Origin of the sequence: Pelagimonas phthalicica, from assembly GCF_004364805.1 — a bacterium.
Lineage (GTDB): Bacteria > Pseudomonadota > Alphaproteobacteria > Rhodobacterales > Rhodobacteraceae > Pelagimonas > Pelagimonas phthalicica.
Window position 1 is genome coordinate 1 of sequence record NZ_SOAP01000008.1, and the last position, 16,722, is coordinate 16,722.

Annotated in this window: 14 protein-coding genes and 2 pseudogenes; 7 read left to right on the plus strand and 9 right to left on the minus strand. The window is 55.7% G+C overall.

Features of this window, described 5'->3' with window-relative positions:
- Positions 1–95: 95 nt before the first annotated feature.
- A pseudogene (locus CLV87_RS23100) lies at positions 96–1,031 on the plus strand (IS3 family transposase); the annotation flags it as partial.
- Between the two features lie 1,331 nt (positions 1,032–2,362).
- Here CLV87_RS23100 and CLV87_RS23105 read toward each other — a convergent pair.
- Positions 2,363–3,490, minus strand: a pseudogene (locus CLV87_RS23105) (IS3 family transposase).
- Between CLV87_RS23105 and CLV87_RS24230 the strand changes: the two are divergent.
- Both CLV87_RS24230 and CLV87_RS23115 read left to right on the plus strand, forming a co-directional pair.
- Positions 3,491–3,970: a TniB family NTP-binding protein gene (locus CLV87_RS24230; RefSeq protein WP_255301773.1), complete on the plus strand. Its 480-nt coding sequence runs from the start codon at positions 3,491–3,493 to the stop codon at positions 3,968–3,970. It begins immediately after the preceding pseudogene.
- A gap of 422 nt (positions 3,971–4,392) precedes the next feature.
- Positions 4,393–5,919 carry an HAD family hydrolase gene (locus CLV87_RS23115; RefSeq protein WP_133840907.1) on the plus strand — a complete coding sequence of 509 codons (1,527 nt, stop codon included), beginning with the start codon at positions 4,393–4,395 and terminating at the stop codon, positions 5,917–5,919.
- Positions 5,920–6,042: 123 nt separating this feature from the next.
- Here the strand turns inward: CLV87_RS23115 and CLV87_RS23120 are convergent, their stop codons facing one another.
- The 5 genes from CLV87_RS23120 to pcaD all read right to left on the minus strand — a co-directional run bounded on the left by CLV87_RS23120 (position 6,043) and on the right by pcaD (position 9,673).
- Complete coding sequence (locus tag CLV87_RS23120) at positions 6,043–7,107, minus strand: 3-carboxy-cis,cis-muconate cycloisomerase (RefSeq protein WP_099249712.1); 1,065 nt, start codon at positions 7,105–7,107, stop codon at positions 6,043–6,045.
- A 71-nt stretch (positions 7,108–7,178) separates the two neighbouring features.
- Positions 7,179–7,784, minus strand: a complete 606-nt coding sequence (pcaG, locus tag CLV87_RS23125; protein ID WP_099249709.1) for a protocatechuate 3,4-dioxygenase subunit alpha — start codon at positions 7,782–7,784, stop codon at positions 7,179–7,181.
- A 1-nt stretch (position 7,785) separates the two neighbouring features.
- Positions 7,786–8,514, minus strand: coding sequence for a protocatechuate 3,4-dioxygenase subunit beta (gene pcaH / locus CLV87_RS23130; RefSeq protein ID WP_076626050.1), 729 nt, complete (start codon positions 8,512–8,514; stop codon positions 7,786–7,788).
- Positions 8,514–8,894, minus strand: a complete 381-nt coding sequence (gene pcaC, locus CLV87_RS23135) for a 4-carboxymuconolactone decarboxylase (RefSeq protein ID WP_065818607.1) — start codon at positions 8,892–8,894, stop codon at positions 8,514–8,516. Before pcaC ends, pcaH begins: the two co-directional genes overlap by 1 nt.
- On the minus strand, positions 8,891–9,673 hold the full coding sequence (gene pcaD, locus CLV87_RS23140) for a 3-oxoadipate enol-lactonase (RefSeq protein ID WP_099249707.1): 783 nt from the start codon (positions 9,671–9,673) through the stop codon (positions 8,891–8,893). Before pcaD ends, pcaC begins: the two co-directional genes overlap by 4 nt.
- Positions 9,674–9,748: 75 nt before the next feature.
- Between pcaD and CLV87_RS23145 the strand changes: the two genes are divergently transcribed.
- Positions 9,749–10,666, plus strand: a complete 918-nt coding sequence (locus CLV87_RS23145) for a LysR substrate-binding domain-containing protein (protein ID WP_166652834.1) — start codon at positions 9,749–9,751, stop codon at positions 10,664–10,666.
- A 5-nt stretch (positions 10,667–10,671) separates the two neighbouring features.
- On the opposite strand, the gene pcaF is transcribed toward CLV87_RS23145, so the two are convergent.
- The 3 genes from pcaF to CLV87_RS23160 are packed head-to-tail and all read right to left on the minus strand — an operon-like array spanning position 10,672 to position 13,282.
- Positions 10,672–11,871, minus strand: coding sequence for a 3-oxoadipyl-CoA thiolase (gene pcaF / locus CLV87_RS23150; RefSeq protein WP_099249702.1), 1,200 nt, complete (start codon positions 11,869–11,871; stop codon positions 10,672–10,674).
- Positions 11,868–12,545 carry a 3-oxoacid CoA-transferase subunit B gene (locus tag CLV87_RS23155; RefSeq protein ID WP_008335453.1) on the minus strand — a complete coding sequence of 226 codons (678 nt, stop codon included), beginning with the start codon at positions 12,543–12,545 and terminating at the stop codon, positions 11,868–11,870. The genes pcaF and CLV87_RS23155 overlap by 4 nt, the downstream gene beginning before the upstream one ends.
- Before the next feature lie 17 nt (positions 12,546–12,562).
- A complete protein-coding gene (locus CLV87_RS23160) occupies positions 12,563–13,282 on the minus strand; it encodes a 3-oxoacid CoA-transferase subunit A (protein WP_007803187.1) in 720 nt (239 codons plus the stop codon).
- Between the two features lie 105 nt (positions 13,283–13,387).
- Here CLV87_RS23160 and CLV87_RS23165 point away from each other — a divergent pair, with 105 nt between their 5' ends.
- From CLV87_RS23165 to nadC, 3 genes are all read left to right on the plus strand, one after another.
- Entirely contained in the window at positions 13,388–14,146 is a 759-nt protein-coding gene (locus CLV87_RS23165; protein WP_008335451.1) for an IclR family transcriptional regulator domain-containing protein, read from the plus strand.
- 56 nt (positions 14,147–14,202) lie between these two features.
- On the plus strand, positions 14,203–15,681 hold the full coding sequence (locus CLV87_RS23170) for an aldehyde dehydrogenase family protein (RefSeq protein ID WP_099249700.1): 1,479 nt from the start codon (positions 14,203–14,205) through the stop codon (positions 15,679–15,681).
- A 126-nt stretch (positions 15,682–15,807) separates the two neighbouring features.
- Positions 15,808–16,659 carry a carboxylating nicotinate-nucleotide diphosphorylase gene (gene nadC / locus CLV87_RS23175; protein ID WP_099249697.1) on the plus strand — a complete coding sequence of 284 codons (852 nt, stop codon included), beginning with the start codon at positions 15,808–15,810 and terminating at the stop codon, positions 16,657–16,659.
- Positions 16,660–16,722: the final 63 nt, after the last annotated feature.

A 16,722-nucleotide genomic window follows, 5' to 3' on the forward strand; every position in this document is an offset into this window, starting at 1 on the left:
CGAAAAGCATAGGCGCGATGGCAGTGGAATCTCATAATTAAGGGCAAAAAATATCCCCGAACGCGTCGTGTCTCAGATTTAAGGGCAACGCGACACTGGGTATTCCCCGCACCACATTCTACCGCTGGTATGATCGGTATCTGCAGCGCGGTGAGGCTGGTCTGCATGATCAGTCTCCCAAACCAAAGCATGTCTGGAACCGAGTGCCCACCGAAGTGAAGCGCAAGGTTGTGAAACTCGCTCTGAAAGAAACGGAGCTATCGCCGCGTGAGCTGGCTGTCACGTTCTCAGACCGAGAACGGTACCCTCGACCATTGTCCTCGGACCAATGGCGGACAAAGGTCTCGATGTCGGAATCTACAGTGTATCGCACGCTCAAGGCGCACGACCTGATCACCAGCCCTGCTTTCATCGTGCTGAAAGCCGCGAATGAATTTGAGCATAAGACAACGGCCATAAACCAGCTTTGGCAAACCGATTTTACCTATCTGAAGGTTCTGGGTTGGGGCTGGTTTTATCTCAGCACAGTTCTGGACGATTACAGTCGCTACATCATCTCATGGAAACTCTGCACGAACATGCGGGCTGAGGATGTGACAGAAACCCTTGATCTGGCCTTGCAGGCATCTGGTTGTGATCAGGTTCACGTCGTTCACAAGCCACGTTTGCTCAGCGATAACGGCTCAAGTTACGTCTCGGGCGACCTGGCCGAGTGGTTGCAGGACAAGGGCATGAAGCACTCTCGCGGTGCGCCATATCATCCGCAAACCCAAGGCAAGATCGAGCGATGGCATCAGACATTGAAGAACCGCATCCTGCTGGAAAACTACTTCCTGCCCGGTGATCTTGAAGCTCAGATCGAAGCCTTCGTCGATCACTACAATCACCAACGCTATCACGAGAGCCTGAACAACGTCACACCCGCCGATGTCTACTTCGGACGTGACAAAGCCATTCTAAAACGACGAGAAAGGATTAAACAGAAGACCTTCGAAGCGCGACGCTTGCATCACAGAAAACGCGCCGCATAATCACAACAACCAGATGAGCCAAACTCTCTGATGACGGACACTCTATTGTAGTGACGTCACGTTTTCTGGGGACCATCACTGGAGTGAAACCTTCACGTTGATGGTCGGCTGCGGGTAGGGTGCGCTGCTTGTGAAGTATGATCAGCGTGACTTGTCGCAAGATCCTTCAAAGAAACATTGTCGAGTATTGCATCAGCCAATATGCGCTCGCGCTTTCATTTTTCGGTCTCCAATCCGCGCAGCTTTTTGGTTTCTGACACCTTCAATCCGCAAAACTCTGCTTTGTATTATAAGAGATTGGGATCGCCGATACTCTGGCCATGGCACGAACCTTGCATGTTTGAAATCACTTCAAATACTTTGATTATTCGGATGAGCTATTCGTTGAAAGTCTGCGCGGCATCGTCCATACGTTAATTGGATGAATTACAAAAACCTCAATGGCCGGATTTTGTGGGGTTTAGTCACAGCCAACGCTAAGAATTCTCGCACAAGTCAAATAGACGAAATTTTACTTAATTTAAGCGATCTTTAGCTTTAATATTTTGACGACGGACACCTAAATTTGGGGGCGGATCACAATACAATGGCAGGAAGTTCATTCTAAAATGTGCTCAGTTGAGCAGCATAATTTGAAATGGTTGAATAAGTTTTGAACGTTGATCGAAAAATAGGAGATCTTCACTCCAAGACTAATTGCTGCAACGTAGCATTGCTGGCATGATATGAGCGAGTTTGGTCCTTTGTGTCTATACTAGGAGGCCAAATATAGCTCTGTGCCGTATTTCCTCCCGCGGTATAGATGAAAAGGCACCATCACTGTCATGAGATGGTGCCTTTTGCAATTTTCTTTGTTTCCTACTAGGCAATCAATCAATAGGTTCTCGGCACTGGTTAGCAGTAGCTTCATGTTCTATATGGTCTTTTGCTGACACAATACTATCTCTCTTCGTCAATCAAAATCTGAGGTTCATGAGGACTGAAGGAAACCTGCTCATTGAGTAGTTCATACTTAATCCGCCGTTAAATTATTTAGCAATATCAAGACTATAGGTGTTTTCTAAGCGTTTGTTCTTCAGCGCACCGTGTACCAAAATTGGTCTGCCGATGCGTTGATCATGTCCAGTGAGTTCGGCTTACTTCATACTATAATAGTCTTGCAATCGAGGCTGCATTCAATAGGAAAGTTTTTTGACGAAAAGTCGTAACAAAATCCGTCCGGCAATGAAGGGAGTTTAAGATTGGGCATCGATAAGGCATTCAAACTACCGCTCTATGCAGGGTCAAACGTTTCGCCTGATCAGCCCCACCTGAGAGGTCCAATTTGAATGTTAGTGCATGACTGGCCTTGGGTCCATCTGGATGATGGTTTCCGGGGCCGGAGGGCGGTAGCCCAGAGCACTGTGAGGTCGTTTTGTGTTGTAGTGTTTTCTCCATGCTTCAATCACGATTTGCGCCTCACGCAGGCTGTAGAAGATCTCGCCATTCAAGAACTCATCGCGGAACCGGGCGTTAAAGCTTTCGCAATAACCGTTCTCCCAGGGGCTGCCCTGGTTCAATGTAAGCTGTCTTTGCGCCGACGGCTTTGATCCAGTTCTGCACGGCTAGAGCAATGAACTCCTGACCATTGTCAGACCGAATGAACGAGGGCACACCGCGCAGGATGAACAGATCGCTCAGGGCATCGATGACGTTGCCTGAGTTCAGCTTGCGATCCACGCGGATGGCCAAACACTCCCGGCTATATTCGTCGATGATGTTGAGCGTGCGGAACGCCTTTCCGTCATCAGTAAGGCAATGCACGAAGTCGTAGGACCAGACATGATTGCGATGCTCCGGCCGCAGCCGAACGCACGATCCGTCATTCAGCCAGAGCCGCCCCTTCTTTGGTTGTTTCATTGGCACTTTCAGCCCCTCTCGTCTCCACAGCCTTTCGACGCGCTTGTCGTTCACATGCCAGCCCGCATCTCTCAGCAGCGCTGCGATCCGACGATAGCCGTATCGACCATATTGCCGGGTCAGTTCGATCATATCAGCCACCAACAGCTCTTCATCAGCACGACCGACAGGCACCTTCCGTTGCGTGGATCGGTGTTGTTTCAAAACGCGGCAAGCCCGACGTTCCGAGACGTTCAGCTCAGCTCGAACACGATCAATGCAGGCACGGCGACGAGCGGGGCTTAGAAGTTTCCCTTTGCTGCCTCCGCCAAGATCAATTTGTCCAGCGTCAGATCAGAAACGGCCTTGCGCAAACGCTCGTTCTCTTTTTGCAGACGCTTCAGTTCCTTCAATTGGTCCGTGCCCATTCCACCGTACTTCTTCTTCCAGCGGTAGTAGGTCTGTTCAGTCACGCCAATCTGCCGGATCGCATCCAGACGCGGCATGCCTTGCCCTGTCAGAACTTCAACTTGCCGTAACTTCGTTACAATTTCCTCGGGCTTCGGTCGCTTGTTGGCCATGTGTTTCCTCCGTTTTTCCTAAACATAGCGGAGGACCACTTCAGTGGGGGAAGACCAGGAAGTTATCGGGAACAACGCCGGTTCTTGAACATGCTACGCTTCATTTCCAACGATCTGTGCGCATCACTTGTCGTCTTTGGTGTTAATGAGGCTGCTGAGGCGGTTCGCGGTGAGGGGCAACTTGCGCGAAGGATGGACGAACATTTTCTGCCACTCTGGGATGACGATGTTGAGTTTTCCCGGTTGGTCCAGACTCTGATCGCTGCCATGCAATTGGAGCGCGGATCTGGTCTGAGTGTTCAGTCTCCACGTATCATTCTTGGTATTACAGGTGGCGTCACATCGCTTGTGTTCACAATGATCAAAGCGCTCTCCATCGACGCCATCGAGACAGGAAAGGAACGGATCACGGACGAGGCCGTCCAATCCTGGCAACCGGTCTGGGCCAAGCACAGCTGGACCGTTCGGAACCAACCATAACCGGCATATTAGTGACCTGCAAACCTCTGCCAAGGTGTCCGGCACCTTTTCAGGACGAACTGCTGTGCAGCTGAATCGCCCGCCTAGCAGAGGCCAAATATTGTTTGGTCTCAGAGCTCTGCCGATATCTGGGCTTTGCGCAAGAACGTCCTCCGGAAACGCAATCAGATTTAGCTGGCGTAGACATCGGCGGGTTCTGTGCAACGATACGTCTCCCTCCCGAGGAGCTCGACAGCATGTTGATCTAGAGACAGGCTGATTTCCCGATCGAGTGCATTTCGTGGTCGGATTTTCAGAGATGCCCGGCATGTGCACACAGTCAGCCTGGGATATCGCTTCGCCATTGGCGCTTCGCATGGTCATTGCGATGCGAAATCTGCGGGTCCGAACTGTCGCCAGTGGGCCGCGATCCAGCGGCACATGTGAACCATCCCAACCGGCTTGGCGCCCGCGCCCAAGAAGGTGCGAAGCGGTTGATGCTAGCCAATCAACACGGGGACCGCCATGCTAGTCGACGGATGGATCTGACGCTGCAAGTCGCTGCTGTGCTCGCGCCGGAACTCCGTCACGGTGCGCGCTTTTCCCAGAACCGAATAGATCGCTTCAAAGCCCTCGCTGCCATCAATCTCGGAATGACCCAACCTTTGATCGCAACCGCGTTGTTGGAGAAGAACGATCCCGCCTTCGCAACCAGACTTAGTGGGGCCTTCTCGCATAAACGGAAGATGGTAGATCGGACGGGCAGCCTTGCCAGCGAATTGCCGATTCTCGACAGTGGTTATGGCGAGATTCACAAAGACCGGTCAAAGAGGCAGCCTCCAAACATCGCCGGTTCACCTCCGCCGGAATATCTCGCAGCGCGAAGACAAGCGATCATAAGATTTGATGTGACCGCGGATCGCGGTGAACTATTAAGGCACGCCGAAAGAATCCTTCAATCTGCAACCTGTGGATTTTCAGCAATTAAGGGTTCAAAGCTCGTCCATATCTGCAGCAGTATATCAGCTTCCCAATATTATGGGAACAGTGAAAATTGGTTTGAAGACAAACTGTTGCCGAACTCATCTACTGCCTGTAACCGGTTAAATATATGTGACCTATGGAATTTCTTCCTGATGCGGGTTACCTTGCGTGACAAGCGTGCCGGGGTCATCTATTTGTGGTTCCGTATAGGCGATAGGCTAAAACTTTGTGGATGGGTGACGCCGGACGCAATTCAGTTACTTGGCGTAAAGTCTTCCAAGTCTTTTCGGAGGACTAAAACCAAACAAAGAGGACGGGAACTAGATTTGCCAATTTCGCGACGCACTCCGAAACTCGTAATTTTTGACTGTGACGGTGTGCTCGTGGACTCCGAGCCCATCTTCAATCGCGTCTTGCACGCATATTTGCTCTCGAGTGGCGCGCGCTTGTCACTCGACAAATGCCACAGTCTGTTCGTCGGCAAGTGCAGACATGATGTCGAACGTTATGTGAGTGATAGGGGATTGCGCCTTACTGAGAAATGGCCACAGGACTTCTACGTTAGCGTTCTCGACGCCCTCAGGACAGAGGTCGCGCCAATTCCGGGCGCCCGTGAGGCGGTGGCGATGATTTCGTCGGCTGGCATTCCGCTCTGCGTAGCCTCCAATGGGCTTCTGGCAAAGATGCATGTCACTCTGGAGCGGTCGGGTCTGCTTCCTTGGTTCGAAGGAAAGATGTATTCGGCTTATGATGTCGGCGCTAGTAAACCCGCGCCCGATGTGTTTTTGCATGCGGCTGAAATGAATCGCGTTGCGCCCGAGCACTGCGTGGTAGTCGAAGACAGCGCAAGCGGATTCGAAGCGGCGTCCAACGCTGCGATGACCTGTTTTGCCTACGACCCGAACGCGACTTTGAAACCAGAGAATCTCTTCGGGGCACGCCGATTAACTGATATGGCTGACCTACCGAAACTGTTGGGACTTTGAGAGCGGCTGATACTTGGTCGGCAACCAGCTTCGCATTGACCGGACGGCGTTTACCGGACTGCCCAATCTCCTTCAGAACAAACAAAACGTGTCGCATGCGCAGGAACAGGCCCGTCAGGTGTTTTACTTTTTCGGTTCTGCTTCACCAATTCTTGTTATTGATCGACTGAGTGAACAGCACGCATCCAACGCTCTCGCGGTTGCCATCAGCATTTGAGGAAGGACCATCCACTCCAAAGCCCAGGCTGTGCCAGACCGTTCCTGTTCATGTATCAAAGCATGATGCATAGCCGAGACCTGCACCGCATTGAATCGTGCCAACGTCACCAAGAGCTCGGCGGAAATCGGATTGTTCTTGTGTGGCATTGCGGACGAAGTTCCACCACCTGAAATCGCGATAGCACCGACGCCTTGCTGCGCCATAAGGGCGATGTCCTGCCCAATCTTGCCGAGAGTGCCAGAAATCATTGAAAGCAGAGAGGCATATTCCACAATCCCGTCACGCATCGTGTGCCAGGCCTTGTAAGTCGGAGCCAGATCGAGCTGGCAGGCGACATCGGCAACAATTTCATCCGCCTTGTTTCGAAGGGCCTGGCGGTCGCCGGAGGCCCCGCCAATCTGTACCCGCTCGATACGGGGGCGAATTTGATCCAGCCGCACCCGATGCTCGGCCAAAGGCAATCTCCAGGGTAGAACCCGATCACGTACGGTGATTAGCGTGGCGGCCTGCATTCTTGTGCGCCCCATTAACGGTTCATCCCCGAACCGCTCTTCTAGCCCCTTGAGTAATTTCTCCAATTCAATCAATCTGTTGGTGATGAGCAATGAAGCCTCTCGCAGAACCAGGACTGTCGTGGTGTCGACCACATCTTGAGAAGTAGCGCCCATGTGGACGGCTTCTCCAGGTGCGATAGCCTTCAGCTGTTTGACCAGACTCGGCACCGGCAGACCATCCTGCGCAGTACCCTTGGTAAGATCGGTTAGATCGGGATTGGCAACTTCGATGGCTTGTGCAGCTGTCTCGGCCAGGGTTGCGTCAATCAGTCCTGCCCGCCCACATGCCCGCGACCATGCTGCCTCGAAGGCGAGCATGTGCTGAAGCTGCCGTTCCGGGGCGAGGATCGCTGCCATTGCGTCATCGCCGAACAGACCGGATAGCCACGGACTCTCAAACACTGAAGCGCTCATATCGAGCTCCTTATGGTGCGTCGAAAGGGGCGGGATGACCAACCTATTCGATACCTCATTTCCCGATCTGGTCAGATGTCGAGGAAGACCGTTTCGCCCTCGCCCTGCAGGCGTATGTCGAAGCGGTATTTGCCGTTACCGGTTTTCTTGGCTATCAAGGTATTCACCCGTGGACGCTGTTCGACTCGGTTCAGCAACGGGTCATTGGCGTTGTCCTCGTCTTCGAAATAGATCCGAGTATTGAGACCAATGTTGATCCCTCGTGCGACGACCCAAAGGGAAATATGAGGCGCGCTCTCGACTCCACCGCGCCCCTGGTAAGAGCCAGGTTTGACTGTGCGCAAGGTAAACTCGCCGCTTTCCGCGTCGGCCGCAAAGCGGCAATGGCCTGTAAAGGCCGGATCGGCGCTTTTATCGCCCGGAAACACGCCCCCAGCATCGCATTGCCAGCTCTCGATCAACGCATCTCGCATCGCCCAGCCGGTGCCGTCAAATACGGAGCCAACGATCTCAACGATCTCACCCTTGGCCTTGCTTTCATCCAGAAAAGGCGTGGTGCCAATCTCTTCGTCATAGTATCCTGCGTTTCCCGCATAGGTAGGCATCAGGCCGATATGGACATAAGGACCCGCCGTTTGCGAGGCGCTTTCGATCAGTGTTTCAAGTTTCTGAACCATTTCACATGCCCTCCAGCTTGTTTTCAAACATGGTCTGACGGCGACCCCGCAAAACAATGTCAAATTTATAGGCGAGAAAATCGAGTGGGCGCGATTTCGAGAAATCGAGCGGCGCGACCAGCCGGTCGAGCTGGCTGCGATCCTTGATGGTCGCGGCGATCGGGCAGTGATTGATGAGCGGATCGCCCTCGAAATACATCTGCGAGATTAACCTTTGGCCGAAGCTGTGGCCAAATATCGAAAAGTGGATGTGCATCGGACGCCAGTCATTGGCACGGTTAGGCCAGGGGTAAGCCCCTGGACGAATGGTCAAGAATTCGTAGTATCCGTTTTCATCCGTGATGGTCCGACCGCAGCCGCCGAAATTTGGGTCGAGCGGTGCGAAATAGGTGTCTTTCTTGTGCCGGTAGCGCCCACCCGCATTAGCCTGCCAGATCTCTATTAGCGCGTTCGGTATCGGGCGGTTCATCTCGTCCAGCAAGCGGCCATGCACCAGGATGCGTTCGCCCACGGCGGGAGCAGCACCCTTTGTCCAGTTCAAGATCAGGTTGTTGTCGAGCGCGCCGAGCTTAGTGTGGCCAAATCTCGGACCAGTCTCTTCCGAGGGGGTGCTCTCCATCGAAAGCAACGGCAGGAAGGGCGAGCGCGCGACGCTCGTTTTGTAGCCAGGATCATAGGGCTCGGGGTGGATCGCGCGGTTGCGCGGAATCAGTGGTCCATGGTCAGTCATTAGATACTTTCCTCCATTTCCGCATAAGTCTGCTTGGCCAGCTTTAGCGCGTGGTTGGCTTTCGGCACGCCAGCATAGATCGCGACGTGTTGCAGCGCCTCGGCGACATCCGCTTTCGAGGCACCTGTATTGGCGGTAGCCCGGATATGCATTGGAATTTCCTCGAAATTTCCTGTCGCGGCCAGCAGTGCGAGGGTCAACATCGAGCGTTCGCGTCGGGTGATCCGCTCCGACGCCCAAACAGTTCCCCATGCGCTTTCCGTGATCAACGATTGAAACGGCAAGTCGAATTCGGTCTTGCCTGCCTCTGCCCGGTCCACATGGGCGTCTCCCAGCACCTCGCGGCGCACTTGCATGCCTTTGTCGAACGTCTCTGTCATGGGATGATCCTTTCCACGAAATTTATCAGGGTGTGGGCAAATACCTTTGGCTGCTCTACCGCAGGCAGATGGCCGGAGCGGTCGAACATGACAAAATCGGAGCGGGGCAGGGCGGCGGCGAGCTTTTCGACCACGTCCGGCGGCGTCGCCTGATCGTGATAGCCGCCGATCACCAGCGCGGGCTGGGTGATTTCGCGAAGGCGGTCGGTGATGTCGGTGCCGGCGATCGCCGCGCAAGTGGCTATATAGCCTTCCGTATCTGTCCGGGTGAGCAGCGCCCGCCACAGATCGGTTTCAAGAGTCGCAAGCATATCGGGGCCGAACCACCGCTGTAGGATGCCGTCTGCCATTGCCGCCATGCCATTAGCGCGTACACCCTCGATCCGACTCAGCCAGCTATCCGCATTTCCCAGCATTGGGGCGGTATTCGAAAGCACCAAGCCGATCACCCTATCCGGCGCCATGAGCGCGATGTGCTGCGCGATCAGGCCGCCGATGGAGCAACCGACGATCACCGCCTGAGCGAGACCGATATGGTCCATCGCGGCCAGCACGTCCTCGGCCAGCTCTGGAATGCCATATCCCTGCGGCGCGGTACTGCTCAGCCCGTGACCGCGCTTGTCCATGCGCAAGTTCGACCAGCCCGCGGGTAGAAGCGCGACGACATCGTCCCACATCCGCAGGTCTGTGCCGAGCGAATTGATGAAGACAAGCGCGACACCTTCGCCGTCAGTGGCGCGCAGATGCGTGGTGCCCCAATCGCGTTTCAATGCCTGCATGGTATCCTCCTGCCGATAATTTGGCATAACTTTTCCCTTTACAAAAATATGATCTTGGCTAAAAACTATAACCAAATGAATATACCTAATGGTCTGAAACTGCGCCATCTCGAAGCTTTCCTGACCGTTGCTGAAGCCGGAACAATCTCTGCTGCGGCGCGGCAACGGAACGTGTCGCAGCCGGCACTGTCAAAAACGATCTCGGAACTGGAGGGGCTGCTTGGCGCGCATCTCTTCGAGCGTACAGGGCGGCGGGCCGTCTTAACCCCGGCAGGAGAGAATTTTCGTGCTCATGCCCGCGCCGCGCTGCAAAGCCTCGAGGCAGGGGTGCGCGACCTGTCGGGGCAGGTGGCGGCGGGGCTGGTGAAGGTTGGGTTGCTGCCGACCGTGGCCGGTGGGTTCTTCCCCTCGGTCGCTCTTGCATTCTCGCAGGCGCGCCCGGATGCGCGGATCGGTATAATCACTGGGCCGAACCACTACCTGCTCGAACGACTGCGCGGCGGCAAGATTGACCTTATGGTCGGGCGCATGCCACGGGCAGCCGACATGGCAGGCCTGTCTTTCGAGTATCTCTATGACGAGCCGATCTTGCTGGTGGCGCGCGCCGGACATCCAGCGCTGGATCTGCCGGTGACCGACGCTCTGCTACGCTATCCCCTCATCCTGCCCAACCCTGGCGCGATCATCCGTCAGAGCGTGGATCAATACCTTGCCGCGATGGGGTTATCCGATCTCACACCGGTGTTCGAGACGGTGGCCCTGCCGGCGGCGCAAACGCTTCTCGAAGGTTCTGAGATGCTCTGGTTCATCTCGCGCGGCGTCGTGGCGCGGGAAATTGCGCGCGGCAGCCTTGCTGCGCTCGATCTAAAGTCGGATTACATGGCCGGGGCGGTAGGTCTGACACGCAAGTTCACGTTCGACGAAGACAGCCATGCCGATCTGCTGGCGCGGCTTCTACACCGGCGGGTTGAAGAGGATTGCGCCCGTCGTTGAGCCAGTCAGACGGCTTCTAGCGCAATAGCAATACCCTGTCCTACACCGATACACATGGTGGATAGCGATTTCTCACCAGGCTTGAGGTCAAGCATCGCGGTGCCAGTAATCCGCGCACCCGACATGCCCAGCGGATGACCCAACGCGATTGCCCCGCCATTGGGGTTCACACGCACGTCATCATCAGCAATCCCAAGATTACGCAACGTGGCGAGGCCCTGCGAGGCGAAAGCTTCGTTAAGCTCAATCACTGCGAACTCCTCTTGGCGCAGGCCAAGACGCGCCAGAAGCTTTCTCGAGGCCGGAACCGGGCCGAAGCCCATGATGCGCGGCGCCACGCCGGCGGTCGCCCCGCCGAGCACTCTGGCGATCGGCTTAAGCCCATGCTTTTCGGCAGCTTCTTTCGTCGAAAGGATCAAAGCGGCAGACCCGTCATTCACGCCAGAGGCGTTGCCCGCTGTCACAGTGCCATCGGCTTTCACGAAGGGCCGAAGCTTTTTCAGGCCTTCGTATGTAGTCGTGGAACGCGGATGCTCGTCGGTGTCGATGACCAGAGGATCACCTTTGCGCTGCGGGATCGTAACCGGCACGATCTCCTGGGCCAAACGGCCATTGACTTGGGCTTTGGCCGCTTTCTGCTGCGAGCGCAAGGCGAAGGCATCCTGATCGGGGCGCGAGATGCCAAAATCTTCGGCCACATTCTCTGCCGTCTCGGGCATGCTGTCGACGCCATATTGTTCCTTCATCAGCTTGTTAACGAAACGCCAGCCGATAGTGGTGTCGTGGACCTCATTGGCCCGCGAGAAGGCGGAGGTGGCCTTGGGCATCACGAATGGCGCGCGCGACATGCTCTCTACCCCTCCGGCGACAAGCAGCTCGGCCTCGCCGGATTTGATCGCCCGAGCTGCAGTGATGACCGCATCCATACCCGAGCCGCAAAGTCGGTTCATCGTCGTACCCGGCACCGTCTCGGGATAGCCTGCGAGAAGCAGCGCCATGCGGGCGACGTTGCGGTTGTCTTCGCCAGCCTGATTGGCGCAGCCGAAGATCACCTCGTCGATCGCGGCAAGGTCGAGGCCCGGATTGCGCGCGGCAATGGCCCGAAGCGGAATCGCGGCAAGGTCGTCAGCGCGGACGGAGGAAAGCGCACCGCCAAAGCGGCCGATTGGTGTGCGGATGTAGTCGCATATGTATACGTCAGTCATGAGATTCCCTCGGGAACATTGAGTTCGGCAACTTCGCCAACAATGTGCAACGTCGCGCCAGTCACCGCCTGCAAGGCGTCCAAAGTGATGCCCGGCAGTTTTTCACGAAGCACGAATTTGCTATCTTCGATGTCAATCACGGCCAGAGAGGTGTAGACGCGGGTCACGCACCCGACGCCTGTCAGCGGGAAAGTACAGGCCTCGACCAGTTTCGGGCCGCCATCCTTGGTTACATGGTCAGTTACAACCGCCACACGCTTGGCCCCATGCACAAGGTCCATTGCTCCACCCACGGCCGGCACGCCTTTGGTGCCTACGCGCCAGTTCGCCAGATCGCCGTTCTGGGCGACCTGATACGCGCCAAGAACGGCCAGATCGAGGTGGCCACCGCGCACCATCGAAAAGCTGTCGGCATGATGGAAAAAGGATGCACCGGGCTTCAATGTAATCGCCTTTTTGCCCGCATTAATAAGATCCCAGTCTTCCTGTCCCTCCGCAGGGGCTTTTCCGAATCCCAGCACGCCGTTCTCGGTATGATAGGTTACATCGCGGCCATCGGGCTGGAACTTGGCGATCATCTCGGGAAATCCGATACCGAGGTTCACATAGGAACCATCTTCGATATCCTGAGCGGCACGCCACGCGATCTGCGCGTTCGTCAGTTTGTCTTCCATTAAATTGAAACCGGACATCAGTAGACCACCCCCCTACGCACGAGTACTTCTTCTTGTTGAGGCGCGGGAACCTCGACAATCTTGTCGACGAAGATTCCGGGGGTAACTACCGCCTCAGGATCGATGGAGCCAGGTGCGCGGAGGTTGGAGACCTGCGCAATCGTGCGATCGGCAGCCATCGCCATCAACGGATTGAAGTTCCGGCCAGCCAAACGATAGGTAAGGTTGCCGGTCTCGTCACCATCATGGCCTTTGATCAGGGCGAAGTCGGCCTTCAACCACAACTCTTGCACGTACATCTTGCCGTCGAACGTCTCTGTCGGCTTGCCTTCGGCAAGCTCGGTACCAAAAGAAGTTGGCGTATAAAAAGCGGGAATGCCTGCTCCGCGCGCGCGAATGCGTTCGGCCAATGTACCCTGCGGGATCAACTCGAGCTCGATTTCGCTTGCCAGGTATTTTTCGTTGAATGCCTCGGCGTTGGAGCTGCGCGGGAAAGAGCAGATCATCTTCCTGACCATCCCCGCTTTGATCATCGCGGCGATTCCGATCGCGCCGTTTCCCGCGTTATTGTTTATCACGGTAAGATTCTTGGGGCTGCCGGTGGCACGAAAGCGGTCGATTAAAGCGTGGATCAGTTCGATCGGGGCTCCGGAGCCTCCAAAGCCACCGATCATAACCTGTACGCCATCGGGGATATCCGCAACCGCGTCAGCGAGGCTGGGCGATGTTTTGTTCATCAGGATCCTCCTTACATTCACTTCGAAATATCCCTAGATTACCGCCGTAGCGAGTAAAATGTTCATATATTGATCTTTTTTCAACATGTGTATATCAACGTTCGCATGTTGAACAATCCCACCGACTACATCGCCTCGCTCGCCAAGGGGCTGAAAGTGATCGAAGCCTTCGGACCCACATCCCCGCGTCTTTCGATATCCGAAGCTGCCGTCGCCAGTGGCTTGGATCGCGCTGCTACGCGACGCGTACTGTTGACGCTCCACCGCGAAGGTTACGCCGACTATGACGGTAAGTTTTTTACTCTTACCCCGCGCATCCTACGGCTCGGAGTGGCCGCACTTGCTTCCCTACCGCTCTCGCAGATTGTCCAACCTTGGCTTGACCAACTCTCCGAGCAAATTGGTCAAAGCTGTTCCGTGGCACTGCTCGATGAGACCGAGATCGTGTATATCGCGCGCGCGGCGCAGAAACGTGTGATGTCCATCGGGCTCATGCCTGGGTCACGACTCCCCGCCCATTGCACCTCGATGGGAAGGGTTCTGTTGGCTGCGCTGCCTCGCGAAGAGGCTGACCTGCTTGTCAGACGCTCGGACCTTACCCCGCGGACCAAGTTCTCAATACTCGACCCAGTTCAGACCTTGTGCCGGATCGATGCTGCGAGAGAGGACGGATATGCGTTTGTGGACCAGGAAGTGGAAACGGGTTTACGGTCAATCGCTGTTCCGCTGAATGATCGCAAGGGTTTGACCGTCGCTGCTCTCAATATCGGTTTGTCGTCTGCCGGCTGGACACCGAAGCAGACGATTGAAACATACTTGCCGCACTTGCTTGGCGTCCAATCGGCCCTCGGGCGGGTTCTCTGATTGACATTATTTAGAAGTCTAAGTTATTAGGGCCTCAAGCCGGGAGAATACCTTAGATGGAAAATCTGAAACTAGACGCGAAGCTCTCTCTTCAAGAACCAGCCCATCTCTACTACGGCGGCGCATGGGTGCCGCCACTAGAGGGAAAGTACGAAGACACTTTCAACCCAGGAACCGGCGAGCGGATCGGGTCGGTTGCGACGGCAAGTCGCGCCGATGTCGATGCGGCGGTTGCGGCAGCGAAAGAAGGGTTCGAGGTATGGCGGGATGTTGTGCCGCTGGAACGCGCACGTATCCTGAAGGAAATCGCAAATCTCTTGCGAAAGCATGGCGATGAACTGGCGATGATGGACGCTGCAAACTGTGGCAACCCCTATACTGAAATGCGCGGCGACGCCGCGATTGCGGCAGCGCAGATGGAGTTTTTCGCCGGTCTTGTGACCGAAATGAAGGGCGATACGATCCCTATGGGACCAGAGCGCATCAACATGACCCTACGCCAGCCGATGGGCGTGGTTGCACGGATTCTTGCCTTTAATCACCCGTTCATGTTCTGCGGCGGAAAGATGGCAGCGCCTCTGGCCGCAGGCAATGCCGTCATCATCAAGCCGCCGGTTCAGGCTCCGTTGTCTTCGCTGCGGCTGGCGGAGCTCATCGATGGCCTGCTGCCTAAAGGCACGTTCAATGTTCTGCCGGGCGGCGTCGAGGCAGGAGCTGGGCTGGCCGAACATCCCGACGTCGCCAAGGTCACACTCATCGGCTCCGTACCCGCGGGCCGGGCGGTGATGCGCAGCGCGAGCGACACCGTCAAACCAGTGCTGCTCGAACTCGGCGGCAAGAACGCGCTGATCGCCTATCCGGACAGCGATCCGAAGATGATCGCCGATGCGATCGTCGGCGGCATGAATTTCGGCTGGTGCGGGCAATCTTGCGGATCGACGAGCCGCGCTTTCTTGCATGTAGACATCCACGATGCGGTCATCTCGCATCTCAAAGCGGCTGTCGAACGGTACAAGCCAGGCATTCCGACAGAGCCGGAGACCACGATGGGGGCGATCGTCAGCCGGACACAGTTCGATCGGATCATGGACTTCATCGAATCCGCCATGAGCGAAGGCGCGCGTGCCGTAACCGGCGGCCATGCGGTGACCGAAGGTGCGCTGGCACAGGGAAGCTTCATCGCGCCGACGATTTTTGCGGATGTAACGCCGCAGATGCGTATCGCCCGTGAAGAGATTTTCGGGCCAGTTCTTGCGGTTCGCAAATGGTCGGACGAAGATTCCATGCTGAACGAGGTCAATGCACTTGAGCTTGGGCTGACCTGCGCAATTTGGACTCGGGACTTGGTGACGGCTCATCGTACGGCTGCACGCGTCGAGGCCGGGTTTGTTTGGGTTAACGAAGTTGGCCGGCATTTCCTTGGTGCCCCGTTCGGCGGGGTCAAACAATCGGGTATCGGGCGCGAAGAAGGTATTGGCGAGCTGATTTCCTTCACCCATGAAAAGAATGTGCATATCAATCTGTCGGGTCAGTGACCCGGTGCGTAGGTAATGTGCGAACGGGGTCTGGGATCCAAAAGCTTTTTCTTTATTGATTGCTTTGGCCGGGATGAGACCATCCCTTCCTGCCCCTTCTGCAAACCGACAAGGATCTGAAAAATAATGAGCAATGTTGCGAACGTCCCCGATATCATCCTCGAACCTATGGTTCGGAACGCCATTGTGGAGGACCTGGGTGCAGCAGGCGACGTGACAACCCGTTCCGTTCTGCCTGAAGGCACGCGCTACAAGGCGCAAATGCGTGCACGGCAGGACGCGGTTGTTTCTGGGATGCAGGTGGCCTCTCTGGCGTTTCGGCTGATTGATCCCGATCTTATTGTCGAGACTGTTGTCGCGGATGGTACGGCCTGCAAAACGGGCGATACCTTGATGCGTATAGAGGGATCGGCGGCGTCGATCCTTGCCGCAGAGCGTGTTGCCCTGAACTTTGCCGGGCGGTTGTCCGGGACGGCAACTTTGACAGCGTCCTATGTGCAGGAACTTGCGGGTACCAAGACACGTATCACCTGTACGCGCAAAACCACACCGGGGCTGAAGCTTGTCGAGAAACTCGCGATTTTGCATGGCGGCGGCCACAATCACCGGTTTTCCCTGTCCGATGCAATCCTGATCAAGGACAACCATATCGCAGCGGCTGGTGGCATCAAACAGGTGCTGGAAGCCGTTCAGCGAAATGTGGGTCACATGGTCGTGGTTGAGATCGAGATCGACGGTTTGCATCAGTTGGACGAGGTGCTTCAGACCGGGGGCGCAGATGTCATCATGTTTGACAATATGTCGACCGAAGACATGGCCGAAGCCGTAAAGCGCATTGACGGGCGGGCGAAGACAGAAGCCAGCGGGAATGTGACCCTTGGCCGTTTGCGCGAAATCGCATCGGTAAATGTGGATTATATTTCCTCCGGTGCTTTGACCCATTCGGCGGGAACCGTCGATTTCGGTTTGGATTTCTGATCCTCTGAACCACTCCAGACTGTCAGTGCTGAACAATTCCCGTCCTTTCGGCGGACAACGAAA

Bases quoted from the DNA above. Each gene is read 5' to 3' on its own strand.
- CLV87_RS23165 (WP_008335451.1), top strand. From the start codon at position 13,388: ATGTTGAACAATCCCACCGACTACATCGCCTCGCTCGCCAAGGGGCTG.
- pcaH (WP_076626050.1), bottom strand. From the start codon at position 8,514: ATGACTGACCATGGACCACTGATTCCGCGCAACCGCGCGATCCACCCC.
- CLV87_RS23155 (WP_008335453.1), bottom strand. From the start codon at position 12,545: ATGGAAGACAAACTGACGAACGCGCAGATCGCGTGGCGTGCCGCTCAG.
- pcaC (WP_065818607.1), bottom strand. From the start codon at position 8,894: ATGACAGAGACGTTCGACAAAGGCATGCAAGTGCGCCGCGAGGTGCTG.
- CLV87_RS23160 (WP_007803187.1), bottom strand. From the start codon at position 13,282: ATGAACAAAACATCGCCCAGCCTCGCTGACGCGGTTGCGGATATCCCC.
- CLV87_RS23170 (WP_099249700.1), top strand. From the start codon at position 14,203: ATGGAAAATCTGAAACTAGACGCGAAGCTCTCTCTTCAAGAACCAGCC.
- pcaG (WP_099249709.1), bottom strand. From the start codon at position 7,784: ATGGTTCAGAAACTTGAAACACTGATCGAAAGCGCCTCGCAAACGGCG.
- nadC (WP_099249697.1), top strand. From the start codon at position 15,808: ATGAGCAATGTTGCGAACGTCCCCGATATCATCCTCGAACCTATGGTT.
- pcaD (WP_099249707.1), bottom strand. From the start codon at position 9,673: ATGCAGGCATTGAAACGCGATTGGGGCACCACGCATCTGCGCGCCACT.
- CLV87_RS23120 (WP_099249712.1), bottom strand. From the start codon at position 7,107: ATGAGCGCTTCAGTGTTTGAGAGTCCGTGGCTATCCGGTCTGTTCGGC.
- CLV87_RS23145 (WP_166652834.1), top strand. From the start codon at position 9,749: ATGAATATACCTAATGGTCTGAAACTGCGCCATCTCGAAGCTTTCCTG.
- pcaF (WP_099249702.1), bottom strand. From the start codon at position 11,871: ATGACTGACGTATACATATGCGACTACATCCGCACACCAATCGGCCGC.